The sequence below is a fragment of the Streptomyces sp. NBRC 110028 genome (assembly GCF_001417735.1).
Taxonomy (GTDB): Bacteria; Actinomycetota; Actinomycetes; order Streptomycetales; family Streptomycetaceae; genus Streptomyces.
This window is the reverse complement of the sequence record NZ_BBUZ01000066.1, coordinates 1-24,411: the sequence shown is the minus strand read 5'-3', so window position 1 is coordinate 24,411 and position 24,411 is coordinate 1. Positions and strand designations below refer to the sequence as shown.

General features: G+C 66.2%; 21 protein-coding genes and 2 pseudogenes. 4 read left to right on the top strand and 19 right to left on the bottom strand.

What is annotated here, in order from left to right; genetic code table 11:
* Window positions 1-157, top strand: a pseudogene (locus tag ASC60_RS43600) (LysE family translocator); the annotation flags it as partial.
* A gap of 15 nt (window positions 158-172) precedes the next feature.
* Here ASC60_RS43600 and ASC60_RS40390 read toward each other — a convergent pair.
* The 9 genes and pseudogenes from ASC60_RS40390 to ASC60_RS37580 all read right to left on the bottom strand — a co-directional run bounded on the left by ASC60_RS40390 (window position 173) and on the right by ASC60_RS37580 (window position 8,549).
* On the bottom strand, window positions 173-403 hold the full coding sequence (locus ASC60_RS40390) for a hypothetical protein (RefSeq protein ID WP_199831173.1): 231 nt from the start codon (window positions 401-403) through the stop codon (window positions 173-175).
* 9 nt (window positions 404-412) lie between these two features.
* Window positions 413-1,494 (bottom strand): annotated as a pseudogene (locus tag ASC60_RS37615) (integrase core domain-containing protein).
* A 422-nt stretch (window positions 1,495-1,916) separates the two neighbouring features.
* The gene (locus ASC60_RS37610) at window positions 1,917-2,705 is read right to left on the bottom strand and encodes a glycerophosphodiester phosphodiesterase family protein (RefSeq protein ID WP_079038892.1); all 789 of its coding nucleotides are present in this window, start codon (window positions 2,703-2,705) and stop codon (window positions 1,917-1,919) included.
* A gap of 42 nt (window positions 2,706-2,747) precedes the next feature.
* On the bottom strand, window positions 2,748-3,542 hold the full coding sequence (locus tag ASC60_RS37605; protein WP_055558230.1) for an inositol monophosphatase family protein: 795 nt from the start codon (window positions 3,540-3,542) through the stop codon (window positions 2,748-2,750).
* Between the two features lie 344 nt (window positions 3,543-3,886).
* Window positions 3,887-4,681, bottom strand: coding sequence for a carbohydrate ABC transporter permease (locus tag ASC60_RS37600; RefSeq protein ID WP_079038891.1), 795 nt, complete (start codon window positions 4,679-4,681; stop codon window positions 3,887-3,889).
* Window positions 4,682-4,746: 65 nt separating this feature from the next.
* A complete protein-coding gene (locus ASC60_RS37595) occupies window positions 4,747-5,616 on the bottom strand; it encodes a carbohydrate ABC transporter permease (protein ID WP_055558228.1) in 870 nt (289 codons plus the stop codon).
* Between the two features lie 155 nt (window positions 5,617-5,771).
* Entirely contained in the window at window positions 5,772-7,094 is a 1,323-nt protein-coding gene (locus tag ASC60_RS37590) for an extracellular solute-binding protein (RefSeq protein ID WP_055558227.1), read from the bottom strand.
* 103 nt (window positions 7,095-7,197) lie between these two features.
* Window positions 7,198-8,184, bottom strand: coding sequence for a glycoside hydrolase family 68 protein (locus tag ASC60_RS37585; protein ID WP_055558226.1), 987 nt, complete (start codon window positions 8,182-8,184; stop codon window positions 7,198-7,200).
* Window positions 8,178-8,549 (bottom strand): extracellular solute-binding protein, encoded by a 372-nt coding sequence (locus ASC60_RS37580; protein ID WP_055558225.1) that lies wholly within the window; start codon window positions 8,547-8,549, stop codon window positions 8,178-8,180. Before ASC60_RS37580 ends, ASC60_RS37585 begins: the two co-directional genes overlap by 7 nt.
* Window positions 8,550-8,928: 379 nt before the next feature.
* On the opposite strand from ASC60_RS37580, the gene ASC60_RS37575 reads away from it, so the two are divergent.
* Window positions 8,929-9,675 (top strand): MgtC/SapB family protein, encoded by a 747-nt coding sequence (locus ASC60_RS37575; RefSeq protein WP_234357313.1) that lies wholly within the window; start codon window positions 8,929-8,931, stop codon window positions 9,673-9,675.
* A 25-nt stretch (window positions 9,676-9,700) separates the two neighbouring features.
* On the opposite strand, the gene ASC60_RS37570 is transcribed toward ASC60_RS37575, so the two are convergent.
* From ASC60_RS37570 to ASC60_RS37550, 5 genes are all read right to left on the bottom strand, one after another.
* The gene (locus ASC60_RS37570; RefSeq protein WP_159043402.1) at window positions 9,701-10,690 is read right to left on the bottom strand and encodes a LacI family DNA-binding transcriptional regulator; all 990 of its coding nucleotides are present in this window, start codon (window positions 10,688-10,690) and stop codon (window positions 9,701-9,703) included.
* Between the two features lie 308 nt (window positions 10,691-10,998).
* On the bottom strand, window positions 10,999-11,184 hold the full coding sequence (locus ASC60_RS37565; protein WP_055558223.1) for a hypothetical protein: 186 nt from the start codon (window positions 11,182-11,184) through the stop codon (window positions 10,999-11,001).
* Window positions 11,185-11,359: 175 nt separating this feature from the next.
* On the bottom strand, window positions 11,360-11,770 hold the full coding sequence (locus ASC60_RS37560; protein ID WP_055558222.1) for a hypothetical protein: 411 nt from the start codon (window positions 11,768-11,770) through the stop codon (window positions 11,360-11,362).
* A 174-nt stretch (window positions 11,771-11,944) separates the two neighbouring features.
* Window positions 11,945-13,315, bottom strand: a complete 1,371-nt coding sequence (locus ASC60_RS37555; protein ID WP_055558221.1) for an APC family permease — start codon at window positions 13,313-13,315, stop codon at window positions 11,945-11,947.
* A complete protein-coding gene (locus tag ASC60_RS37550; protein WP_055558220.1) occupies window positions 13,312-14,190 on the bottom strand; it encodes a carbon-nitrogen hydrolase family protein in 879 nt (292 codons plus the stop codon). The genes ASC60_RS37555 and ASC60_RS37550 overlap by 4 nt, the downstream gene beginning before the upstream one ends.
* A gap of 195 nt (window positions 14,191-14,385) precedes the next feature.
* Here ASC60_RS37550 and ASC60_RS37545 point away from each other — a divergent pair, with 195 nt between their 5' ends.
* Complete coding sequence (locus ASC60_RS37545; protein ID WP_055558219.1) at window positions 14,386-15,282, top strand: LysR family transcriptional regulator; 897 nt, start codon at window positions 14,386-14,388, stop codon at window positions 15,280-15,282.
* A 207-nt stretch (window positions 15,283-15,489) separates the two neighbouring features.
* Window positions 15,490-17,322, top strand: a complete 1,833-nt coding sequence (locus tag ASC60_RS37540; protein ID WP_159043401.1) for a hypothetical protein — start codon at window positions 15,490-15,492, stop codon at window positions 17,320-17,322.
* 125 nt (window positions 17,323-17,447) lie between these two features.
* Here the strand turns inward: ASC60_RS37540 and ASC60_RS41945 are convergent, their stop codons facing one another.
* The 5 genes from ASC60_RS41945 to ASC60_RS37520 all read right to left on the bottom strand — a co-directional run.
* Window positions 17,448-17,804, bottom strand: coding sequence for a hypothetical protein (locus ASC60_RS41945; protein ID WP_159043400.1), 357 nt, complete (start codon window positions 17,802-17,804; stop codon window positions 17,448-17,450).
* Window positions 17,801-18,070, bottom strand: coding sequence for a hypothetical protein (locus tag ASC60_RS37530; protein ID WP_055558216.1), 270 nt, complete (start codon window positions 18,068-18,070; stop codon window positions 17,801-17,803). The genes ASC60_RS41945 and ASC60_RS37530 overlap by 4 nt, the downstream gene beginning before the upstream one ends.
* Before the next feature lie 687 nt (window positions 18,071-18,757).
* Window positions 18,758-19,846, bottom strand: coding sequence for an integrase core domain-containing protein (locus ASC60_RS37525; RefSeq protein ID WP_055558232.1), 1,089 nt, complete (start codon window positions 19,844-19,846; stop codon window positions 18,758-18,760).
* 559 nt (window positions 19,847-20,405) lie between these two features.
* Window positions 20,406-20,768 carry a hypothetical protein gene (locus ASC60_RS41940; RefSeq protein ID WP_159043399.1) on the bottom strand — a complete coding sequence of 121 codons (363 nt, stop codon included), beginning with the start codon at window positions 20,766-20,768 and terminating at the stop codon, window positions 20,406-20,408.
* A gap of 3 nt (window positions 20,769-20,771) precedes the next feature.
* The coding region (locus ASC60_RS37520) for a DUF6531 domain-containing protein (protein WP_107097266.1) at window positions 20,772-24,411 on the bottom strand (3,640 nt) is incomplete at its 5' end.

Here is a 24,411-nt window from a genome sequence, read left to right as displayed (position 1 = left end):
AGGCATGATTACGGACACCCTGTGGGGCCTGGGCGCCTCGGCGGCCCGTTCCTGGTTCGCCCGCTCGGATCGCCGCCTTTCGATGGTCGGCGGGGCGGGCGGCTTCGCAATGATCGGCCTGGGCGTGACCGTGGCAGCGACAGGCCGCGCCGACTAGGAGCTGTCCGGCCGATCATGTGTCTGTCTCCTGCTCGGCTTCTGCCGTCGGCCGCTCGGGTTCCGCCTGAGGGGCTTCTAGCGGGAAGTGGATGGGGCTGAGCAGGTATTGCGCTCGTTCGGGGCTCGGCTGGTTGGCAAGTTTTGGAGCGATGGCCGCACGCAGCTCGCCGATCAGTTCCTCCAGTTCCGCCGGGCTGAGCCAGAGTGCATGCTGCCGATAACCCTGTGCCGCTCGAAAAGTCATCGCTGCATGTCATGCCGCGTATCTGTACTCGTTGATGAGGCCGCCGAGGATCCGGGTGCGTAGGACTTTGCCGGTGCTGAGGCCATGCGCTGCGGCGGGTTGTTCGTGGGCGTCGGGTGGTAGCTGGTTGCGTGCCTGGTGGGGTCGGTGTTCGTTGTAGTGCTGTTCGTAGGCTGCGAGGGCGTGGCGGGCGTGGGTCTCGTTCATGATGAGGGCGTGGTCGGGGGCTTCGCGTCGGATGCTGCCGATGATGCGTTCGCAGTGTGCGTTCATGCGGGGAGCCTGCGGCGCGCTTGTGAGGATGTCCATCTCCTCGGCTGCAAAGACGGCGTCGAACGCTTCGCCGTACTTGCCATCGCGGTCGCGTAACAAGAAGTGCAGGGTCTCGATGCGTATGCCCAGGTCGGCGGTGAGATTCCGCGCCTGCTGAACCGCCCGGTCCCGGGTCGGGCGGGTGGTGGGCCCGGTGATGTGCAGCCGCCGGGTGCCGTGCTCGAGGAAGGCCAGCGCGTACAGCTGCCTGCCGAGTGCGGTGTCTATGTGGAAGAAGTCTGCCGCGATGATGCCCTCGGCTTGCGCGGTCAGGAACTCGCGCCAGGTGGGGCCTGAGCGACGTGGCGCGGGGTCGATACCGGCCGCGTTGAGGATCTCCCACACCGTCGAGGCGGCGATGCGATACCCGAGTTGGGCAAGTTCCCCTTGGATCCGTCGGTGCCCCCACGTGGGATTCTCCCTCGCCAGCTGCAGGACGAGTTTCTTGATCGCTGCCGGGTGGGTGGGCGGCCGGTGCCACGGCGCGCGGTGTAGTCCCACTTTGCGGCGATGAATCTGCGGTGCCAGGCAAGCAGGGTGCCGGGGGTGACAGGGAAGATCTTGAGCCAGTGGCGCTGGGGTATCAGCCCGGACAGGGCTGCGAACCAGAACCGGTCGGCGGGCTCATAGCGGACCGGTCCGGTCAACTGGCGGCGCGGGACCGCGTTCTCGTGCCGCAGCACCAGAAGTTCCGCGTCCTTCGCCGTCCCGCGACGGAGGAGCACCGATGGAACAGTGAGCAGCTTCCGGGTCACCTTGTACAGCAAGGACACGATCACGCAAGGCATGATCCCAGCGGAACTGACCGCATCCAGCTCACCTGCGGCGATGACTCTTCGGGCGGCACAGGGGCCGATGGTGCGTTCGACCATCGGCCCCGCCAGGGGAACGTGTTCTCGTTTCCCCGGATCGGAAAGGAGGTGGGAAATTGCTCAGCGCTGGCGTTGCGCACGACGGTGTTCGACCGCACCGTGCGACCCGTACTTCGTACGTGGACGGCATGGGCCGCGCCGGGAACAGCACCTGGCGCGGTCGTCGCAACGCATCGGTCGCGGTCGTTGTCGGACCTGTCGTCCTCCGCCCGCCGTCCTCCGCATCGCGTCGCATGCAGTGTGCCGGGCCGGTGGCCAGGAGGTGCAAGTGCAGCTACAGCCAGTTGCGCCGCGTGGCCGCCGCCGAAACCGGTGGCGGCCACGCCGGGTCAGGATGCTTCTGGAGTCAACGCTGCATCGTTGCGGGCGAAGGACGGGAATCGCGACGTGAACTCGTCGCTCGCCAGCAGGAGCCGGCGTGCGTATTCCGGTGCGTTCGAGGCCGACATGTCGACGTCGAGTTCGAGAAGGCGTCGGACGTCACCGGGTCCCTCGATGAGGGACCCGCCGACGACGTATCCCGCGTCGTGCAGCTCATCGACGAGCGACCGCTTCAGTGTCGCCAGTGGAAGCAGGATCGTCGAGACGTCTAGTCGCCGCATGTCGTCGCGCCAGTTGCTGTCCATGTCGGGGACGTGCAGAGCGGTTCCGCGAGGGGTGTCTGGCCACTCGTCGGTGTAGTCGCTCAGCGACAGCGGTTCGAAGCTCGTCACCAGGCATCGTGCCTGATCGCGTTCAGGCCGGTCACGCAGCAGCTTCGCGAGGCCGCGTGCCGCGGCCGGCGCCTTGATCTCGACCTGGAGGAGGACGGTCGTCGCATCGAGTACTTCGTCGAACGTGGGGATCCGTTCCCCCGAACCCAGGTCGACGCTCCGCAGCTCGCTGAAGGTGAGCTCCTCGACGGGGGTGTGCAGATGGGGGGTCGACGTTGCGGCGGTTCGGGCGGCTGTCCGATCGTGGATGACCACGAGTACATCGTCTCGTGTCACACGAACGTCGAGTTCGATTTCGTCGACGCCGACGCGTTCTGCGCTGGCGAACGACGACAACGTGTTCTCCGGCGTGTCCGCAACGTTTCCGCGGTGTCCGCAGAGCACAAAGGTGCGTGAGTCTGTCATCAGGAGTCCTCCATCCCGTGGGGGGTGTGCTGGCGGGTGCTGTCAGTCGAGCAGCGGATCGAGCACGTCGGCGAGCCGGGGGCTGGCGATGAGTAGCCGCTCGGCCGTGGGCGCCACGCCGGCGACGACGCGCACGTCGGCTCCCGCCTGGACTGCGATGAGAGTCGCCGCCGCGTAGTCCCAGATCGGAAGTCCCCGCTGGATGTGGGCGTCTGTGCGGCCCTCCGCGACCCCGCAGATCTCCAGTGCCGCGGCCCCGATCAGCCGGAAGTCGCGGATGCGCGGGGTCAGTGTGTTGATGTCCTCAAGGATCTGGGCGCGCCTGGCGAGGTCGTAGTGAATGCCCGTGGACACGAGAGCCTTGTCCAGGGGCACGTTCTCGTTGACGTGCAGCGGCGTTCCGTTCAGGCGGGCGGGATGGCTGACGGCTGCGGTGTACTCCGCCGAGCGCGCCGGTGCGTAGACGCAGGCCGCGACGGAGGTGTGTCCGCCGTCCTCGTCCTTAACCGTTGCGGCAATGGACACCGCGTAGTACGGGGAGCCGTACAGGTAGTTCACGGTGCCGTCGATCGGGTCGACGATCCAGGTGATGCCGCTGCTGCCGGAGACCTCGCCGGTTTCCTCGCCGAAGAATCCGTCGTGCGGTCGCTCTGCGGTCAGCTTTTCCCGGATGAGCGCTTCCACGGCGGTGTCGGCCTGGGTGACGATGTCCAGTTGGCTGGACTTCGTTGTCTCCACGCTGATTCCGGCGTTCCGCATGGTCGTGGCCAGCGTCCCCGCTTCGGCCGCGATACTCCGGGCGATATCAAGCAATTCCAGGGGATCGGGGTTCGTCACGGTGACGCTGTCCTTTCAGTGGTCTTCTGCGCGGTGTCGCAGACGATGTCCACAACCGGCGCGGGCATCAGGTTCGCCCGGGGACGTGACATCCGTGGACGGCACGTGAAGCGATCCTGCAGACAACGGCTCACGGGACGTGTGCTCCTGCGAGATCGACGGGCCGAGCTACTTCAACCCGCTTCGGGTGAATGGCGATGAGCCGCTTCCGGAGGATGAGGAAGATGATGACCATGGGCAGCGCGGCAAGGACGCCGGCCGGCATCAGCACGTTCCCATCGATTGTGTACGCACCGCGGAGCGAAGCGATGCCTGGTGCGAGGGTGAGCTTGGTGTTGCGTAGGTCATCCTTTGAGCGCGGAGCCGGCGACGCTCTGGATGAAGTATCGCTGGAAGAGGAGGAAGACGATCAGCACCGGAAGCACGAGGAGTGTTCCAAACGCGAACACCTGGCCCCAGTCCGGCGGCTGCTGCGCGGAGAAGACACTCATCTCGAGTGGCAGGGGCCGCACATTCGGGTCGGAGGTCATGAGCAGTGGCCAGAGGAACTTCCCCCATGAGTCGAGGAAGGAGAGGATCGCGACGGTTGCGAATGCTGGCTTCGAGTTCGGGACGACGATGCGGAGGTATACGCCCCAGGAACTCAGGCCGTCCAGGCGGGCAGCCTCTTCCAGGCTCTTGGGGATGTTGAGGAAGAACGTGTAGAAGAGGTACACCGAGAACGCGTTGGCGATGAACGGGATCATCTGCACGAACAGAGTGTCGCGTTGTCCCGACATCAGCCACAGCAGCGGCATCGCGATCGACTCGAACGGCACGATGATCAGCAGGACGACGAGAATGAAGACCTTGTCGCGACCGGCCCATTTCAACCGTGCAAAGGCGTAGCCAGCCATCGAGTTGACGATCAGCCCGGCGATGACGATCACGAACGAGATGACGAACGAGTTGACGAAGAATCGCCAGAAGTATCCGGTGGCATCGGAGTTCAGTGCGGAGAACGCGGCCAGGTAGTTGTTGAAGGACAGGTGCACGGGGAGAAACCCGCTGAAGCCGTTGAGGACCTCGTTCGAGGGCTTCAGGCTGCCGATGACGAGGTAGTAGATCGGGGCGACCATGATGATCGCAGCGATCGCCATAACGACGTAGTCGCGAGCATCTGCGAGGGTGCGTCGGCGGTTCCTGGGCCGGAGGGTGGGGGGTGTCACTCTTCGCTCCTCTGTCGAAGCAGTCGTCGCTGGATCAGAGTGATGATCACTACGATGACGAATAGGAATACGGAGATGGCCGATGCCCGGCCGAGATTATTGTCCGAGGAGAGGGAATTCGTCGCCTGGTACAGCACCGTTTGTGTCGCGCTCTCGTTCGCGCCTGCGGTGCGAATGAGGATGTAAACCTGGTCGTAGACGCGGAACGCCAGGATGGTAGTCAGGAGCACGACGAAGATCAGCGTGTTGCGGATACCGGGGACGGTCACGTGAATGAACTGCTGCCATGCGTTGGCGCGGTCAAGGCGGGCGGCTTCGTAACGTTCTTCGGGAATGTCCTGGAGGCCGGCGAGGATGATGACCATCTGGAAGCCGACGCCCTGCCAGACCGAGAGCAGGATGACAGACCCGAGCGCGGTTGCGGACGAGCCGAGCCAGTCCTGCGTGGGGACAAGACCCGCCGTGAGGAAGTGGACCGAGGCGTTGAGCAGACCGTCTGAGCTGCGGTCCAGGATCAGCCGCCAGATGACGGCGACGAGCGCCATCGGGAAGACGACGGGCATGAAGAACAACGTGCGGAAGAAGCGCACGCCTCTCAGCTTGCGGTTGAGCAGGACCGCGAGGAGGAGCGCGAGTCCCGTCTGAGCCGGGATGACGACGATCGCGAAGACGAGGTTGTTGATCAGGGAACGGAGGAACGCTCCTGAGACCAGGGGGTCGGTGAACAGCCGAATGTACTGGTCGAGGCCGACGAAGGTGGCTGGCCGAACTTGATTGACCTGCACGTTGAACAGGGACAGGGCGATTGCGGTGATGAAGGGGACGGCGATGAACGCGATCAGTCCCGCGACAGCGGGGAGGGCCATGAGGATGCCCGTGGCGGTGTCCCGGTTCGGTCGCCGTCGGCGGGCCCGACGTGTGCGTGCGCTCGAAGCGGTGGTAGCGGTGGGAAGGCCTGGCTCAGCCATGAGATCTCTTTCGGGAGATGGGTGTGGGTGCCCTGCGCCCACACCCGTTGTTCCTACTTGTAGTTGCTGTTGTCGGCGAAGTTCGAGTCGATTGCCCTGGCAGCGTTGGTGAGCTCGGTCTTCGGGTCGGCGCCGCCGTAGATGGCGGACAGGGCACTCCCGAACTTCGCTGTGACGGTCGGGTATCCCGGGGTGACCGGGCGGTAGATGGCGGCGCAGTCGCTGGTCACCTTGTCAGCCGCGCAGGCCTTTGCCAGCTGCTTACCCCACAGCGCCAGGGCGCCTCCGGTCTTGTACAGGCTCGCGTCGGCGAACGCGGATTTCGTCGCGGGCGGAGCGCCGTTTGCCTTGACCATGGCGTTGACGCTGGTGTCGCTCAGCAGGTAGTCGAGGAATGCGCCGGCGGCCTTGCCGTTCTTGGTGCCGGCGCCGATTCCCCACGTCCAGGAGCCGACGCCAGACTTCGCTCCGTCACCGAGGTTGGGCAGCGGCAATGCCACCAGGTTCTTGCCGAGGGCCTTGCTGTTGTCCGGGTACAGCCAGTGACCACTCCACTGCAGACCTACCTTGCCGTCGGGGAAGGCCTTGCCGTCGGGGCTGGAGGCTACGTACGGCTTCCACGACGCGAACGTCTTCAGGGCCTTGACGCTTGCGGCCGAGTTGAGGGCGCCGGATGCCTTGTTGTCCTTGAGGATGCCTCCGCCGGCGGAGTAGATCAGGGGGGAGAACGCGTAGGTGCCCCACTCGCCGGACAGGCCTGACTCTCTGAGGTCGATCGCCTTGCCGGACGGGGAGACCGCGGCGACCTTCTTCAGGACATCAGCGAACTGGCTAGTTGTCCAAGCCTGATCGCTGGAAGTCGGGATGGGGACGCCGGCGGCCGCCAGGAGCTTCTTGTTGCCGTACAGGCCGATGGCGGAGTCGAACTGGGCAAGCCCATAGAGCTTGTCGTCGTAGGTGCCTTCCGCGATGGAGCCGGCGGTCGCGTTATCGATGGTGGCCTTGGAGACGTAGTCGCTGAGTGGGCTGATCCGCTTGTTGTAGGCGAAGGAGGCGAGGGTCGGGCCGTCGATGTCCATCACATCCGGGAGCTTGTCCGCGGGGGTGTTGGTGATGGTCTGCGTGTACGTGTCGCCCGGGATCAGCCGGAGCGACGCCTTGACCTTCGACTGGGACGAGTTGAAGCCGTTGACGGCCGCCTTGATCGCGGCGACCTCAGCTTCCTGACCCTGGTGCGACCAGATCTGGATCGTCCCGGTTCCGTCGCCGGCCGCGGACTGGGGTTCGCTGGAGCTGCAGCCGGTGATGACAGCGACGGCGGTGACCGCGGCGAGAGCTGCGAGGCTTCCTCGACGCGCAGCACGCTTGATGTTCATGATTCTCCTCTTGTCGTGCGCTGGGGCTGGGATCACGGGTTGGGTGGCTGGGGCCTCAGTCCGCCGTGTCTGCCGCGGCGGTCCGAAGCTGGAGGGTGCTGTGTTACAGCGGTGAGGAATCGAAAGCGGCATCGTCGACAGCCAGGTAACCGTCCGCGTCGAGGCTGACCGGGAGGGGATCGCTGATCACGCCACGGAAGTCGCTTCCGGGTTCGGCGCCGATGAAGCACATGAGGGACCATTGGGCGTCGCGATCTGCCACGAGCCGGCCGGAGTAGTGAAATGATGTCGTGATCGGGCGCGCGGCCCGCACATCCATGTGCTCATGAGGCGCAGAGATGGGAAGCGCCCACGTGCCCGGGTCGCCCTGGCGCGCCGGGTTGTCGGCTGAAAGCGTGTTCGGTCCGCACGAGAACACGAGCGACCATTGCCCGTCGATTTGCGCGACCTGCGGCACCTCAAGGTGAGCGAATCCTGCACCGGGATCGGACAGCGGCGGGAGGATTTCCCACTCCTGAAGGTCCGGTGAGTACGCGTGCCCGATCACTCCGCGGTTGTCGAGAGGCCCATCCTTGGCACGGGCGGTGACGAGCATGTGCCACCCAGATCCGTTCGGATCACGGAAGACCCACGGGTCCCGCCACGCTTCCTCTTTCCAGCCCTCGCCGGGCACGTACGTCTCGTACCAACGCGGATCAGCACGGGTGATGGGGCCAGGATGTTTCTCCCAGGTGGTCAGGTCCGAAGACACGGCGACCCCGACTGTCTCGATGTTGGCGTACTCCGGTTCAGGGTGCAGGAATCGAGAGCCGGTGTAGAACATGCGCCAGAGGCCGTCATCTCCGCGGACAACGCAGCCCGTCCACGTCGCCGTGGCGTCGAACGCGCCCTCGTCCCCAGCCTCGAAGGCGCGCCCGACGATCTCCCATGTACGGAGATCCGTAGAGACCGCGTGACCGATACGGGCGGCGCGGTGGCGCCGTTGTGGATCCCCCAGACTGTGGGGAGCGTTCAGGAAGTAGAGGTGGAAACGATCCGTATCCTGGGCGATCCAGAAGTCCCATGCCCACCCGTCGGGAACCTTCAGCATGAGTGCTCTCCCTTGGTGTACTCATCCAACGGCTGCAATGCGCCTCCGTCGACGTAGTTCGGAGCCGTGGAGCTTTGCCACATGACGTCAAGGCCTTCGCCTGCGCCGAGGGGGACGTCGAGCCGGTAGTACTGGTCCACCGGGACCTGCTGGAGGTAAAGCTTGACGTCCGGGTTCGCAGCCTTGAGTCCATCCACGGCCTTCTGAACACCCGCCTTCTGGGTGGGGCCCCAGATCATCAAGCTCAGATTGATGGAACCGCTGGTGTGCGTCGGTGATGCTGAACAGCCGACGATGCCGGTGTTGAGGGCTGCCGCGCCGACAGCAGCGGAATCGGAACCTTGGGCGCGCTTGAACGAGAGCATCTCTCCGGACCTCCTTCGATCTCCTGCTGTGGGGCGCCTTCTGCGACCGAAACTGTCAGCCACGGGCCGAGACCGTTCCTACGCCTCTTGGCCACCGGAGTGACGACGTACGGGAAGGCCTATGTACTGCTTCGCCCGGCACCTCACACGTCTGCGAAGTTACGGGAACGTTCCCGGTCCGGCAATGGCGTGAAAGTATCAGAGGTCGTTCGACGCGAACAAGCAACACTTTCGTAAACGTGAAGTGGCCCGCAAAAATCCGAAATGATAGACCGGCGTTCTTGCCCGAGGGGGGCGATGCACGTAACCTGCCCCGCCGGGAACGCTCCCGGCTCGATGGTGTGCCGGGCACCTACCATCAGCCAGGAAAGGAGCGCCCGTGACCGATCCCGGTCTCATATTCGGACTCTCGTTCAGGATCCTCGTCGCCATGGTGCTGGGCGCGGCGATCGGCCTGGAACGGCAATGGCAGCTGCGCACTGCCGGCATCCGCACCAACGCCCTGGTCTCCGTCGGTGCGTGCCTGTTCGTCTTCATGGGAGCCGTCGGGCTCGGCGAGAACCCCGGAGCCGACCCCACGCGGGTGGCGGCGCAGGTCGTGTCCGGCATCGGTTTCCTCGGCGCCGGCGTCATCCTGCGGGACGGGTTCAACATCCGCGGACTGACCACGGCCGCGACCCTGTGGTGTGCCGCAGCGATCGGCTCCCTCGCCGGAGCCGGGATGGAGATCATGGCGCTCATCGGCTGCGTGGCGATCATCGCGACCAACACACTCCTGCGCCCCCTGGGCCGGTTCGTCAACGGCCGCCAGCGAAACTCCGGCGCGTCACCGCAGCAGGCGGGCGACGAGGACGACGAGCCGACCGACTACATGCTCGAGGTCGTCACCACCGACAAGAGCGAACCGCGCGTCAGGGCGATGGTCCTGCAGGCCGTCGACCGGCCGGAATACACACTCCGCTCGCTCAACATACGGCCCGGAAAGAGTTCGCAGACCAAGGTCCTGGCGGGTGTGTCGGCGCAGCACGCCGGTGACTCGGAGGGCCTGGAGGTCGCCGTCCAGCGCATCGGCATGGACCCGAAGGTGACATCGAGCCGATGGTGGCCGGCCGAAACCGATGACTGACCGGGCCCTCCCGGCCGCGCAGGGGTCACGGCAGGCGGGGAAGCCTGCCTGCCGTGCGGCCTTCGATGAGACTGCCCCGAAGCTCGACCAGGCGGTCCTGCTCGGTCTTGCCTTCGATCTTGTCGAGCAGGAGATTGATCGAGGTCCTGCCGATCTCCTCCACCGGCTGGCGGAACGTGGTGAGCCCAAGGTACGGGGTGTTCAGCGGGCCGAAGCCGTCGTAACCGGTCACCGTGTAGTCCTCGGGTGCCGACTGCCCTCGCTGTCGCAGGACCTCCAGGGCATCGACCGCTGACCCGTCCGTGGGGCACATGATGGCCGTCACTCCGGCGCCGTCGAGCTGGTCGGTGATCGCCCGGGTCGCCTCTCGGTCGGTGGCGACCTGCCAGACGACGGGTGTTTTCCCTACGGCGCGTATGCGCTCGACCATGGCGAAGCCGCGGGCGTACTGGCTCAGGGAGTAGGCCTCGTCGGCCAGGACGACCGCGATGCGCTCGTGTCCGAGCCGTAGCAGGTGCTCCGCCAGCACGGTGCCGCCGTCGGCGTCGTCACAGAACACGCTGGTGATGCCCCGGCTCGTCTCGCGCCGGCCCGCCACCACGATCGGTACCCGGTCGATGAAGGGGACGATCTCCTCCGAAGGCAGACGGGCCGACGACACCACCAAGCCGTCCACCTGCAACGAGACGAGATTCCTCAGCGCACGCAGCGCGTCGGCGACACCCAGGTCGGCGGCGCTCGTGGCGGTGACGACCTGATAGCCGCGGTCCTCGGCCGCGCGCTGCATCGCCGTCTGCAGCAAAGCATAAAACGGCCGTGTCATGTCCCTGAGCAGGACACCGACTGTCTTCGTCTGCGAGCTGACGAGCCCCCGGGCCATGGCGTTGGCCACGTAGCCGAGGTTGCGCGCGGCACGCTCGACCTTCTCCCGGGTCTCTGCGCTTACCTCGCCCTGCCCCGACAGGGCGCGCGACACGGCAGACTTGGAGACCCCTGCTTCCGCGGCGATGTCCAAGATCGTGGGAGCCTTGCCGCGGGCCCTCGTCATCCGTTCCAGCTCCCCACTACGCGTTAGCCAATGCCATCCGGGAACGTTCCCTGCCAACGACTATAACCGGTGGCCCTAGCAGTGATCTCCCATCGTAGCGGCCCGAAAGCACAGAGCGAGGGTGGAAGGGGCGATGGCCTGACCTGCCGTGAACCGGTACCGGCAAAGCTATCTCGTTGAACGATTCGGCGGGTGCGGATGCAGGAGCAAAATCACTCGGCCACTGCCCTCACATGAGCGTCGGTCGGTGCGGTTGCCTGGCTGCCGGCGGCGCGTCAGCTTGCTCTCGGCAGTTCGGAGCGGGTGAGGCGGTGGTCGATCGTCGCGGCTGCGGTCTGGAGCATGGAGATCGCCTGGTTCAGGAAGGGGCTGGGGTCCGAGGTGCGGCGGACTGCTAAGACCCGGCGCACATGCGAGGGGCGGGTGAGCCGGATGACGCGCACCTCGTGGGATTCGATCATGCCTAGTTCGGGCAGTACGGCGACCCCCAGGCCGCGGCGTACGAGTCGAACGGGAGGTTGTAGTCGTCGGTGCGGAAGAGCACCTCGGGGCGGAAGTCGGCCTCCGCGCACATGTGGACTCGGCAGGGGGCTGACGGGGCGGCGGGCCCTGGACGACCTTCCGTCTCCGCGCGCGTCACGGCCCCGTGTGTTCAGTGCCGGGCGGAGGGCTGGCAGTTGTGGTGGCCTGTGCCAGTTCAGGGAAGGTCTCTTCCCATACGTGGCGGATGTGGCGGCTGATCAGCGTGCGCAGGACGGGCCACTGCTCGATCAACAGCCCACGATCGAGGAACGCGATCAGGTCATTGTGCTGGCCTTCAGCGAGCACGGTCCGGTACAAGCTCATCCGTGCCTTGGACCGGTCCAGGGCGAAGCTCGTCAGCCCGGACCAGGCCACATGCAGGGGAAGCGCCACGACACCGCGGGTGGGACCCGCCAGGTCTTCGAGCCTTGCGGGCAGGCGGCTGCGGTAGCGCGCCCGGAGTATGTCGCCCGGGTCGGCCAGCTCGGCAGGGGTGCCCGTGTCAACGCGGCTGGTCTGATCCACCGCCGCACCATCCGCTCCGCCGTGTGCGAGCTGATGGACGCGCTTCCCTTCGTCGACTTCGCAGTCGGCCCTGGACGCAGGGCAAAGGGCAGCTCGGAGGGGGTACGGCCGCGCCTCACCCGGCCGGTGACGGCGTCGCGATACCGCACGACGAGCCCGGGCGAGGGAGGGGAACTACGCGGTGACTTTGTCCCTGGCCTCGGTGTCGTCGTCGAAGGTCATCTCCGGTGCGGGCCGGCGGAAGCCCTTGGTCATGGCGGCTAGGTAGACGGCGCCGATCGCCAGCCAGACGCCGCCGATCTGGAGTGCGACGTCACCGAGCCTCGTGAGCAGGTAGAGGGAAACGCCGGCGCCGACGGCCGGCATCACCAGGTACGAGAAGATGTTGGGGGTGCGGCCGTGTCTGCGCTCTCGGACCAGGTGGGCGATCACGCAGACGTTCACCAGGACGAAGCCGAGGAAGGCGCCGAAGTTGATGAACGAGGTGGCTGTGGTCAGGTCGAGTTTCATGGCGATGACCCCGGCGGCCGCTGTCAGCAGCAGGTTCAAGACGGGCGTGCCGGTCTTCTTCGACAGGTTGCCGAAGACGGCCTTGGGCAGTGCGCCGTCGCGTCCCATGACGTACATGAGGCGAGCGGCGGAGGCTTGCAGGGCGATGCAGGAGGCGATGGATCCGGCGATGGTGACGAAGTTGATGATCTCGGCGTACGTCTCGCCGCCGACCTGGACCTTCAGGTGGTAGGCGGCCGCGTCGACGTCGGCGAACTTCGCGCCGGGGTGGACCAGTTGCATCACGAAGGACAGCACGATGAAGATCGCTCCGGCGGCGATGACGCAGCCGATGATGCCTCGGCCGATCGTCTTTGCCCCGCCCCTGGCCTCCTCACCGAGCGTGGAGACGGCGTCGAAGCCGAGGAAGGAGTACGCGGCGATGGCGGCGGCCGCAGTGACCGCGCCGATCGAAGTACCGGAGTTCCACAGGGCGTCCGTGGCGGGGGCGGAGGAGCCGTGCTTGCCGAGGAAGACGACACACAGGGTGGCGAAGAGGACCAGCGACCCCAGAGCGATGAACATCAGGACCTTGTTGACGCGGTCCGCGAGCTTCATGCCGAAGACGTTGATGCCGGTGGTGATGCCCACCGAGACGATCAGCCAGACCCACTTGGGTATGTCAGGGAACTGGGCGTTGAAGTAGATCGCCGTGATCAGCCAGCCGACCATCGGGATGAAGAAGTAGTCGAGCAGCATCGCCCAGCCGGACAGGAAACCGATGCGGCTGTCGAGCATCTTGCGGGCGTAGGTGTAGACCGACCCCGAGCCGGGCACGGCGCGCGCCATCCTCGCGTAACTCAGCCCGGTGAGCAGCATCGCGAGGGTGGCGACGGCGAACGCGGTCGGGGCCACGCCGCCGCTGGTGGCGGCGACCACGCCGAAGATCGTGACGACGATGCCGGGGGAGATGTAGGCCAGGCCGAACAGGACGACGGAGAGGAGGCTCAGGTCGCCCTCCAGTCTCATGGTGTTCCCAGTTGTCTCGCTGTTCATCGTGGTGGCTCCTCGGTGGTGTGGGCGGCGTTCCAGGTGGCGGGGTCGATGCGGCCCCCGTACAGCGGGAGCTCGAGGGCTGGGTCGCCGGGGCGGAACTGGTCCCAGATCCGGTTGAGACCGGCGGTGCCGTAGCGGCGGACGTTGCTGACCTCGTCGAGGTCGATCACGTCGGTGAGGGTGGAGTCGCCGGCATCGACGGTTTCGGCGCGCACCGTGCCCTGTGGATCGATGACGAGGCTGCGGCCGACCCCGGATGGGGCGGCGGAATTGACGCTGGCGACGAAGACCTGATTGGTGATGGCGTTGGCGCGGCTGAGGACGACTTCCTGCGCGCGGTCGCTCGTCGACGTGCGGACCACGTTGACGATCAGCTCTGCGCCCATCCAGGCCAGATGGCGGGAGATCTCCGGGAACCAGGTGTCATAGCAGATGGACAGTCCGATGCGGCCGACCCCGGCGAGGTCGACGACCTCGAACCGGTTGCCGGGTGTGGTCGTCTCGTACGGGCGCCACGGGCAGATCTTGCGGTACGCGGCGAGGCGCTCACCCTGTGGTGAATAGACCGGTGTCGTGTTGTGGACGCGGTCGCCGGTGCCTCGCTCGTAGACGCTGCCGGGTACCAGCCAGATGCCCAGATCCCCCGCGAGCTCGGCGAAGGCCGCATCGCGTTTGTCGTCGAGCGGCTCGGCCCCCTTCTCCGGGGCGGCCGGGACGCCGGGGGCGCTCTCGCCGAGGTGCAGTTCGGGGTAGACGACGAGGGCGCCGGGTGCGCGCAGTTTCACGCGCCGCTCCACGTCGGTGGCAAAGCCTGCGAGGTCGTCGGCCGGGCGGCCGGGCGCCTGGGCGAGGATCAGGGGCAGGGGGCGGGCCATGCGGGAACCAGCCAATCGAAAGGATTATTTGTACGAGGAGAAGTCGACGGAAATTCGGGCGCCGATAACCGAAAATTCCGGTGGGACAAGAATGCAGCCAGTCAGTCATAGCTTCAAATACTTGGCAGGGTTGATTATCATGCCTTTGAGGCATGGAGGTGTCATGCCTCCTCCGTCTCCCAAGGGGCCACCGCCATGGAAATCCGAGTGCTGCGCTACTTCCTGACCATCGTGGAGACCGGTTCCGTCACCAAGGCTGCCGAGGTGGTCCGCGTCGCCCAGCCCTCGCTGTCGCGCCAGCTGCGCGGCCTGGAAGGGGCCTTGGGGATGACGCTCTTCGACCGCGGCGGCAAGCAGATGGTCCTGACGGCGGCCGGCCAGCGCTTCCTTCCCCTGGCCCGCGACCTGGTCGCCCGCGCGGATGCCGCCGAGGCCGCAGTCGGTGCGCTGGCTGCCGGTCGTGCCATGCGGATCACCGTGGCGGCGCCGCCCACCACCATCACCGACGTGATCGCGCCGTTCCTGGCCACCTGGGGGCCGGAGGATCCGCTCGTCACCGTGCAGGCGGAGAGTCCGGCACGTGCGTACCAGGCCCTTGCGAGGGGCGCCGATGTAGCCATCTCCTCGGCACCTCCGAGGCGCCGTTTCGCCGGGCTCCCGGTGGCCCGCCTGCCGCTGTGGGCCTACGTCCGTGCCGACCATGCCTGGGCGGACCGGGACCGCGTCACCATCAGGGAACTTGCCGCGGAGCCCCTCATCGTCCTCACCCCGGCGCACGGCACCCGCCGCATCCTGGACCATGCCGTGCAGGATGCGGACGCCTCGTACGACATCGTGCTCGAATGCGACACCCCGCACGTCGCACAGGCCATGGCGGCTTCGGGCCATGGTGTCGCGGTGGTCTCCGACGATCCCCGCTTCGACCTGCACCCGCTGCTGATCCTCGACAGCACGGGCGAACCGCTGCAGATCCACCTGCACGCGGCGTGGGACGCCGGCCACTATGCGCTGCGCAGCATCGAGGCATTCGCGGCCGGGTTGTCACGCTTTTGTGTCGAGCGGTACGGGCCACAGGTCGCAGCCCTTCTATGAACTGCAGCGACGACTACAGACCACGGCCCTCACCACGACGCGAAGCGTGATCGCTCTGCCGCCCGACGGCCGGCAGGCCCCCGAGAGCTGGAGGTATGCCTGGCGGGCAGCCTGACCAGATCGGGCAGGCATTGGACGGCGGCCCCGGCGTACCTCACCATGCGGCGATATCCCGCATCAGCTGCCAGCCCGAGAGGACCTCCGACCATGCCGAGACTGTTCCATACCCGACGGCTACGCCGTGCCGCTGCCGTCGCCGCCGTGCTCGCGGGGCTGTTCGCCGTCCCGCCACCGACGATGGCGGCGCCCGCCGCAACCGCACCCATACCGGGTGATCCGCTCACCGGAAGCGGGGCGGTGAACCGGACCGAACTCACCGCCGGCCAACTCGCCGGGGGTACCGCCGAGGACACCGTGCCCGACAGCGCCTTCGCCCTGCCGGCGCAAGCAGCGCCACCCACCCACAGCTTCGAAGGCACCCTCACCCTCGACGGCCTCTCCACCGCCGGCGGTTTCCGCGCACTGAAGGACCCGCACGGATACGGAGACACGGCGACAACCCGGCACCTGCCACCGGTCGACATCGCGCTCGTGCAGAACGGCAGCCACCTCGTCCCGGCGAAGCGCGGGTTGCAGTACACGGGGAACCAGGCGTGGAACCTGGCAGTGGGACCCGGCCGCGCGTGGAACGAGGACGGCGACGGCCAACGCACGCGCGCCTCACTGCCGTTCGCGCTCGTCGAGCGCAACGCCAACTGCGTGCACAACGGCGCCCTGACGTTCCTCTTCGACGCCACATCGATCTCCGAAGTCCACTACCAGATCACCACGGAGACCTGCGAGTACTTCCAGTTCGACATGTGGGGCCAGGTACCGGCCGACTACCGGCCCGGCCCCGTCGACGGCGCCGAGAACCTGCGCGACGCGTACGCCTCCGAGATCGGGGACCGGCTCCCGACCAAGCCCATCTCGGCGCTGGCCACCGACTACCCGGACAGTGGGGTGGACGTGGCGAAGTTCGGCTCCGGCATCACGCCGTCCGCGCTGAGCACCTTCGGCTTCTACTTCGGCGGAGTCCACTACGTGGGCAACTGCCGGACCCGGCAAGGGGAGTACCCGTTCTGCGGCCAGATGCTGCTGCCTTCGTACTCGACCGCGAAGTCGGCGTTCGCGGGAACAGCCATGCTGCGTCTGGCGCAGCGCTACGGCCCGGCCGTGGCCCAGGAGAAGCTCTCCGACCGAATCCCCGAGACCGCCGGCAACACTGCCTGGAGCGGCGTCACCCTCGACCACACCCTCGACATGGCCACCGGGAACTACACCTCGCCCGGCTACGAGACCGACGAATCGGGCAGCACCATGGCGGACTTCTTCGCAGCCGAGCCCTACACCGACAAGATGCGACTCGCCCTGTCCTTCCCGCGTAAGGCCAGCCCCGGCAGCAAGTGGGTCTACCACACCTCGGACACCTTCCTCGCCACCCGCGCGATGAACAACTACATGCAGGACAAGGTCGGTTCGGACGCCGGCATCTTCGACATGCTCCGTGACGACGTGCTCGAACCCATCGGCGTCGGGCCCGACTCCCTCGTCTCCTCCCGCACCGACAACAGCCCCGGCGGGGCACCCTTCGGCGGCTACGGCATGTTCTGGACGCAGGACTCCGTCGCCCGGTTCGCGAAATTCCTCAACAACGACCACGGCGCCGTCAACGGCACGCAGATACTCGACCCGACACTGCTCGCGGCCACCATGCAACGCACACCGGAGGCCCGGGGCATGACCACCACCGGCACCAAGCCCATGAAGTACCAGAACGGCTTTTGGGGCGCCGAGTTCACCTCCGCCGACAACCCCGCCTACACCAGCCCCTTCTACGTACCATTCATGTCGGGATACGGCGGCATCACCGTCGCGATGATGCCGAACGGCGCCACCTACTACTACTTCAGCGACAACAACGAGTTCAGTTGGAACGCCGCCGTCGCCGAAGCCGACAAGCTAGCGCCCATGCCCGGCGCGGCAGTTACTGCGAGGTAGGCCCTATCGAACGCTGTCCTTGCCGAAAACCTCATCCATGCAGGTCATGTGGCTTTGGCAGGCGCGGCGTCACGCTGCCCACGGGGGACCCGCGGCTGAATGCTAACCGTGAGGTCGTGGTTCTCTCAGTCGCTGGTGTTGCTGAGGTCCTGGATGCGGGCTTGTATCAGGGGGAGGATCTCGGCTGTGGCTTGTTCGACGGAGACGAAGAGTACTTCGGCGTTGAGCTTGCGGTGCGGCACGTGAGCGAGTTTGTCGCGCAGTGCGATGGGACCGCTGTATGCCTGTGCCACGGTGCCGTGAGATGCCTGTTTGAGCATTTCGCCGAAGGTGAGCATGCAGTAGGCCAGGGCGAGGAGGCGCTCATTCCCTGGCTTGGGTGTTCCGTCGCGGAGGATTGAGCGCGCTTGGTCGAGTGCTGCCATTGCGTCGGTCAGGCGTAGCAGCTCCCGGTTCTCCCGGTCCGTGCGTGTATTGGTCACGCCGCCCCGCGCAGGTCGTTCAGAGGTTCGGTTTCTTCGACTTCCACTCCGGGGCCGCGTGGGACGACTTCCACGAGGGCGCCGAGGATGCTGGACAGGTCTGATTCGAAGCTGGTGATGTCGAAGTAGGAGCGGTCGGCGTCCAGGGTGGCGACAAGTTCCCCGGGCTCGGTGCTCAAGGCGAAGGAGTGCAGGCCATGCCGACGTCCGAGCTGGCGAATGGTCGTGGCATTGGCGCGGAGCTTTGCGGTGGTGGCCGGCCTCACGGCTCATCCTCCCTAGCGCTTTCGGGCACCGGAATCGACAGGAGCCAGAATATCGGAGTGTGGCAGCAGGATGGGCCTGCTCGGGAGGGGCGCAGGGAGCGGTGTCCTCTTGCTCCGTACGGCGGTGTACGACCCCGAGCACTCTTGCTACAGAGTGATACGACTCGTCGCGGAGAGTTGTCGCGCGGCTGGGGGTCAAGGGGTCGCAGGTTCAAATCCTGTCGTCCCGACCAGCGTTTTCGCAGGTCGGAGGCCGTTTCCGCGGGTAGCGGAGGCGGCCTTTGTCGTGTCTGGGCAGGGAGCGATGGGGAGCCCTCTGGGAGCCCTCGTGCTCCCAACTCGCGGACGTGTCAATGGTGTCCGATTCGTTCGTCACCCGATCCGGTAGACCTGCTGCGCCGTACCGGGCCCCTGCGTGCCGTCGTCAACCGTAGGCCCCTGAGGTCACCCCATTGATCTGGATGCTCTCTGCATCGAGAGGCATAAGAACCCCTTGTCGGCTCCCGACCCTCTTTCGGGGTGGGAGCACGGCGCCGTGCTCCCCATGCGACAGGGGTGGGGTGGACTACTGGTGATCTCTCCGGGCCGGTTTCCGCAGGCAGCTCGCGCGCGGGTGTCCTGGTCGCCGTGGACGGCCTGCGTCAAGGTGCGGCAAAGCTGTGCCGTTCAGAAACCCGTCGCGGCTAGTCAGGCCGCATGTCTGTACTCGTTGATCAGGCCGCCGAGGACGCGAGTCTGGAGTAGTCGTCGCGGAGTGCTCGAGTCGGTCAATGGTGCGGTCCGGCTGTCGGTAAGGGGCGGACGTTGCTCTCGGGCCTGGTGGGGGCGATGGCCGTTGTAGTGCCGGGCGTAGACGTCGAGGACGTGGCGAGCGTGGGTGTCGTTCCAGATCAGCACGTGATCGAGGAGTTCACGCCGCAGTGTCCCGATGACTCTCTCGCAGTGCGCGTTCATCCGCGGGGACCGCGGGGCGGTCTTCAGGGTTTCGATGCCCTCGGCTTCGAAGACCGCGTCGAAGGATTCGGTGTATTTGCTGTCCCGGTCGCGGATCACAAAGCGCAGCGACTCGAGGCGCACGCCCACCTCAAGAGCGAGGTTGCGGGCCTGCTGGGCCGTCCACTGCGCAGTCGGATGAGCGGTGACGCCGGCGATGTGGAGGCGGCGCGTGCCGTGCTCGAGGAAGACCAGCGCGTAGACCCGGCGAAGGAGTGCCAGGTCGATGTGCAGGAAGTCGCAGGCAATGATGGCCTCGGACTGGGATGTCAGGAACTCGCGCCATGTCGGCCCGCTGCAGCGGGGAGCCGGGTCGACACCGGCTGCCGTCAAGATCTTCCAGACTGTGGAGGCTCCGATCTTGTGGCCCAGCCGGGCGAGTTCCCCCTGGAACCTGCGGCAGCCCCAGCGCGGGTTCTCGCGTGCCAGCCGTAGCACCAGCTCCTTCACGGCTTCCGCTGTCGCCGGCCGGCCCGGCCTGGTCCGGCACTCGCTGTAGTCCCACCCGCGTGCAACGAGACGCCGATGCCAGCGGAGCAACGTCCCTGGTGTCACAGGGAACGCCTGCGCCCAGCGACGCCGGGGTATCAGCGAGGACAGTGCCGCGAACCACAACCGGTCGGTCCACTGGTACCGCACCGGACTCGCAAGTTGCCTGCGCAGCACCGCGTTCTCGTGCCGGAGCACGAGCAATTCAGCGTCTCTGGCCGTCTGCCGACGCAGCAACACCGCTGGAACCGAGACCAGCTTCCGTGTGACCTGATACACCAGTGAGACGATCACCTGGACATGGTCCCAGCGCGTCCGCAGACCCCGCCAGACCACCTACGACCTGCAGCGACGCATTCCTGAACGGCACAAGATCCCGGAGCGGCCAAGTCGGGAACACCGCGCCGGATTGCTTCCATGATCTCCAAGACGTATTCGCCGACCAGCTGCACCACGAACGGGGCCACCCATGACCCGCCGGAGCGGACGGGGCCTTGACATGTTTTCCAGCTTCGTGCCCGATGCGGATGCGTCCGACTTTATCGACCTCCACCACGTCAGTCGAGTACTCCTCCAGCGGTAGACTGTATTGTGCAACCTTTCTAAAGGAGTTGCTGAAGCATGTGTTGCATCTTCTTGGCGATTTCAGTGGCTGCCGATTTTAGTTGATCGCAGGCCAGCGTGCCCGCAGGTGGTGTACCAAGAACGGCTTGCGGTTTGCCATTGCGGCTCCCCGTGCATTGTTAGATTCCAATACTCATCAGCGGCGGAGTTTGAATCTCCAGGTCGCTGGTATCTGTCCGGATTCGGCACCCACAGATGCGTGGCGACCCGAGGGGTCGATTTCGCTCCACTACGAAGACGCCAAGATCTTTCGCTTCTCTGTTTCGAAAACTTCAAGCGCTTTGGGCTCGTGGTCGAAATATGATTCCCAGAACCCTGGCTGACTCCATGGCTCCGGACGCAAGGCGAATGATCCTGTCTCGAACTGAACGTAGCGCCACGTTGGTGGCAAGACGGATGAGATTACGGTGAACAGCCTGCTGTCGAAAAGGGCGGGTCCTTCTCCTTCAATGTACTCGATTCGGAACAGTGCACTCTTGCCGTGGGCCGCGAAAAGTTCGAGAATGACGTATTCTCTGCCTTCTTTGAGTGCGTCTACGCCTTGCAGGAGCTTGGTGTCCGCAATTTGGGGTGGCTCGTACCTGGCGCGCATTTTTCACCTTCTGTTCATGATGACTTTGTAGTCGTAATTCAGTATTCTACCCGTCTCGGGGTTGTAGTAGTAGTGGACCTGGAAATCTCCGTATGGGGACTGATGTGTCCTGGTAGTATATTTCCCCCAATCGCTGAGATTGCTGCCATCTGACGTCATGTGATTGCGGACTGCTGGATTTCCGATGTCATCACCAGAAATGATTCGGCGCGATTCCGCGATCGCCTGTGGGGTGAGCCATCCGTTCTCATTGAAGAGGGAATCGGCGGATTCTCTTCGGAGGCGGTCCGCCAGTTGCTTCCCTTCGGCGGATCCAGGTATGAAATTTTCGTTTGCATCTTTCCCTTCTTTGCCAAGTTCGTTCAGGCATTTCGGTGCTAGGCCAAGCGGGTCTGTCCAGGTGTGAGGATTGTGGATGTAGGTCGAGGGGTTGTCGGCGGGAAGTAGGCCCAAGGGGTCGGGGGAGAGGTAGCGGGCGGAATCTGGGTCGTAGTAGCGGTGGAAATTGTAGTGGAGGCCGGTTTCCGGGTCGAAGTATTGGCCCGGGAAGCGGAGGGGCGTGTAGGCGGTGCTGTCGGTGGCCCAGGTGGTGATGCCCCAGAGGGTGGCGAGGGTGTGCCAGGCGATGGTGCCGGATTCGTCGACGAGTTCGGTGGGGGTGCCGACGAGGTCGGTGATGATGGCGAAGAACCGGGCGTCGATCTCGCGCTGGGTGGTGGCCTCGGTGATGCGTTCGGTCTGGGCTATCGGGCGCAGGCCGTCGTGGTCCCAGGTGAGGGTGACCGGGTTCGGGAGGTCTGGGGTGGTGGTGGTTTGTTCTATGAGGGTGGGGCCGTCCCAGGTGAAGTCGGTCTGCTCCAGGACGGTTTCGCCGTCGGTGGCGAGGCGTTGTTTGGCGGTGCGGCGGCCGAAGGGGTCGTAGAGGTAGCGCCACATCGTGCCGTCGGGGGTGGTGACGGTCGTGAGGCGGTCTTCGACGTCCCAGGTGTAGTGCCAGGTGTCGGGCTTCTTCGAGAGGCGGGTCTTCTGGCGGAGGGTGAGGCGGCCTGCGTCGTCGTGTTCGTAGCGGACGGCACCTGCGCGGGTGATGCGGGTGCCGGCGTAGGTGCGGGGGCCCGTCGCGTCGGGGGCGGCACCTGTGGTGGGCCAGGTTGCTTGGGTTTGGTTGCCCGCTTCGTCGTAGGCGTAGGTCTCGGTCCAGCCAGTGGCGCGGACCGTCGTCACACGGCCTGCCGCGTCCAGATCGAAGGTGCTTGGGCCGCTCAGGCGGTCTTTCATGGCGGTGACATTGCCGTCCGCGCGGTAGGTGTAGGCGCGGTGCTGGATGAGAGACGTGCCGGTCAGGGATTGTTCGGTCAGGCGGCCCAGGGGGTCCCAGGCGTTGGTGATGGTGAGGGTGTCGCCGATGCGGCGGGTTGTTTCGCGGCCCACCTCGTCGTGTTCTGAGGTCAGGGCGTGGCCGCCGGCGGTCAGGGCGGTGCGGTTGCCTGCCGCGTCGTAGGCGTACGTCGTCGTCGCGCCGCTTGGGGTGACGCGGCGGGTGCGGCGGCCCAGGGGGTCGTACGAGTGGGCCAGCACGCGGCCGTTGATCATTTCCGACTTGATTCGGCCCAGGCGGTCGTGCTGGTAGATCACCTCGGTGTCCGGTCCGGTGGCCGTGGTCAGGCGGCCTGCCGGGTCGTAGGTGAAGGTGGTCACCTGGTCTTCGGCGGTCTTGCGGGTGATCTGGCCGAGGGTGTCGTGCTCGTACGTGACGGCTTGACCCAGGGGGTTGGTGCGGCGGATCAGCTGGGCGGCCGCATCGTGTTCGTACGTGACGGTGCGGTCGTCGAAGTCCGTCTCGGAGGTCAGGCGGCCAGCGGGGTCGTAGGTGTAGGACCAGGTCAGGCCCTGGGGATTGGTGACCTGCGTGAGACGCAACGATGCGTCGTGCTCGAACTCGTAGCGGACGCCGTCCGGGCCGGTGCGGGCCGCGAGGAGGTCGAAGTGGGTGTACTCGAAGACGCTGGTGGCGCCGAGGGGGTCGGTGTGGGTGGTGCAGTTGCCTTCGCCGTCGTACGTCCAGCTCTCCGTGGAGCCGTCGGGGTTGGTACGGCGGGTGAGTTTGCCTTCCACCGTCCAGGTGAGGTGGGTGGTGGCTCCGAGCGCGTCGGTGATCGTGATGGGGCGGCCGAAGGCGTCGCGGTCGTAGCGGGTGACCGCGCCCAGCGGGTCGGTGATCTCTACCGGGAGGCCCGCTTTGTCGCAGCGGACCAGGGTGGTTTCGTTCAGCGCGTTGGTGACGGACGACAGGTGGCCGTACGAGTCGTACGCGTAGCGGGTCGTGTGGCCCGCCGCGTCGGTGGCCGAAGTGCGGCGGCCTGCCTCGTCGTACGTCTGGGTCCAAGTGGCGCCGTCCGGGCCGGTGATGGACGTCGGCAGGCCGAGGTCGTTGTACGTCGCCGTGGACTCGCTGCCGTCTGGGGCGGTGATCCGGGTGAGGTGGCCCGCTTCGTCGCAGGTGAGGGCGGTGGTCCGGCCCAGGGGGTCGGTGCGGGACAGAAGCCGGTTGTGGCGGTCGTATGCGGAGCGGGTGGTGTGGCCCAGGGGGTCGGTTTGGGCGATGACCTGACAGAGGTCATCGATGACGTACCGGGTGCTGTGGCCTTGGGGCGTCGTGACCGTCGTGACGCGGTGGCCGGTTGCCTGATCGACCGCGTCGTAGCTGATGTGGATGGCTACGTGACCCGCCTCGCCGCCCTCGGCGATGCAGCGGTCCCGGTGGTCGTAGACGTAGTCGTACCGGCGGTCGTTGGTGTCGGTCCAGGCGATGACGCGGCCGTCGTCGTCGTATTCGAAGCTCAGGGGGAGGCCGGAGGAGCCCGTCACGCCGGTGAGGTTGCCGTCGGTGTACGCGTAGCGCATCAGCTCCCGATCGCCACCGTCCTCGGCCGCGCCCGCCAGGTGGAGGGCGGTGATCCGCCCCTCGGCGTTGCTGAGCTTCAGCTCGTATCCAGCGCTGTGCGCGATGCCGGTCGGAGTGCCCTCGGCGTCGTATTCGAAGGTGATCCAGTGACCGGAGCGATCGGATATCTGCTCCAGCAGGGCGATCCCGTCGCCGCCCGGGTCCACGTCCCGCGGACTGTTGAAGTGGCGAACCTGACCGGTGACGGGGTCGGTGAGGGTGTAGTCGCCATGAGTGTCCCGCTCCAGGGGCCAGCGGGGGCCTGCCTCCGGGAGGGTCGGAATGTCGGGCGCGGGGTGCGGGTAGGACAGCAGCAGCCCGTCTTCGCCGATGAAGACGACACCTTGGGCGTCGATCTCCAGCCGCTGGTCCACCGTGCTCGTCCAGGACGGCCCGAACCAGCACCCCGCCGTGTAGCCGGACTCAACCCGGCGCCTGAACACCAGCGGCAACGCGCCGGGCAGGGAGACGTCGGTCTGCGGCAGGAACATCTTCCCCGTTGCGAGGTCGATCGGGTCCGTACCGTCGCACGGCTTGTCGCCGTCCCTGCGCCCAGGGCCGTGCGGCCCCTCGCTGTCGACCTTCTTACGAGCCTTGCCCGTCGTCGCCTCACGAGCCTCATGCAGGCGGCGACCATACTTGCCGGCGGTGGCACCCTTACGGGCCACGCCGAGACCCTTCGTGCCGAGCAGCTCGGGC

Excerpts from the sequence above, each read along its gene's own strand:
- ASC60_RS40390 (WP_199831173.1), bottom strand. The coding sequence starts at position 403 with ATGACTTTTCGAGCGGCACAGGGTTATCGGCAGCATGCACTCTGGCTC.
- ASC60_RS37610 (WP_079038892.1), bottom strand. The coding sequence starts at position 2,705 with ATGACAGACTCACGCACCTTTGTGCTCTGCGGACACCGCGGAAACGTT.
- ASC60_RS37600 (WP_079038891.1), bottom strand. The coding sequence starts at position 4,681 with ATGGCGATCGCTGCGATCATCATGGTCGCCCCGATCTACTACCTCGTC.
- ASC60_RS37595 (WP_055558228.1), bottom strand. The coding sequence starts at position 5,616 with ATGGCCCTCCCCGCTGTCGCGGGACTGATCGCGTTCATCGCCGTCCCC.
- ASC60_RS37590 (WP_055558227.1), bottom strand. The coding sequence starts at position 7,094 with ATGAACATCAAGCGTGCTGCGCGTCGAGGAAGCCTCGCAGCTCTCGCC.
- ASC60_RS37585 (WP_055558226.1), bottom strand. The coding sequence starts at position 8,184 with ATGCTGAAGGTTCCCGACGGGTGGGCATGGGACTTCTGGATCGCCCAG.
- ASC60_RS37580 (WP_055558225.1), bottom strand. The coding sequence starts at position 8,549 with ATGCTCTCGTTCAAGCGCGCCCAAGGTTCCGATTCCGCTGCTGTCGGC.
- ASC60_RS37565 (WP_055558223.1), bottom strand. The coding sequence starts at position 11,184 with ATGATCGAATCCCACGAGGTGCGCGTCATCCGGCTCACCCGCCCCTCG.
- ASC60_RS37555 (WP_055558221.1), bottom strand. The coding sequence starts at position 13,315 with ATGAACAGCGAGACAACTGGGAACACCATGAGACTGGAGGGCGACCTG.
- ASC60_RS37550 (WP_055558220.1), bottom strand. The coding sequence starts at position 14,190 with ATGGCCCGCCCCCTGCCCCTGATCCTCGCCCAGGCGCCCGGCCGCCCG.
- ASC60_RS37545 (WP_055558219.1), top strand. The coding sequence starts at position 14,386 with ATGGAAATCCGAGTGCTGCGCTACTTCCTGACCATCGTGGAGACCGGT.
- ASC60_RS37540 (WP_159043401.1), top strand. The coding sequence starts at position 15,490 with ATGCCGAGACTGTTCCATACCCGACGGCTACGCCGTGCCGCTGCCGTC.
- ASC60_RS41940 (WP_159043399.1), bottom strand. The coding sequence starts at position 20,768 with ATGCGCGCCAGGTACGAGCCACCCCAAATTGCGGACACCAAGCTCCTG.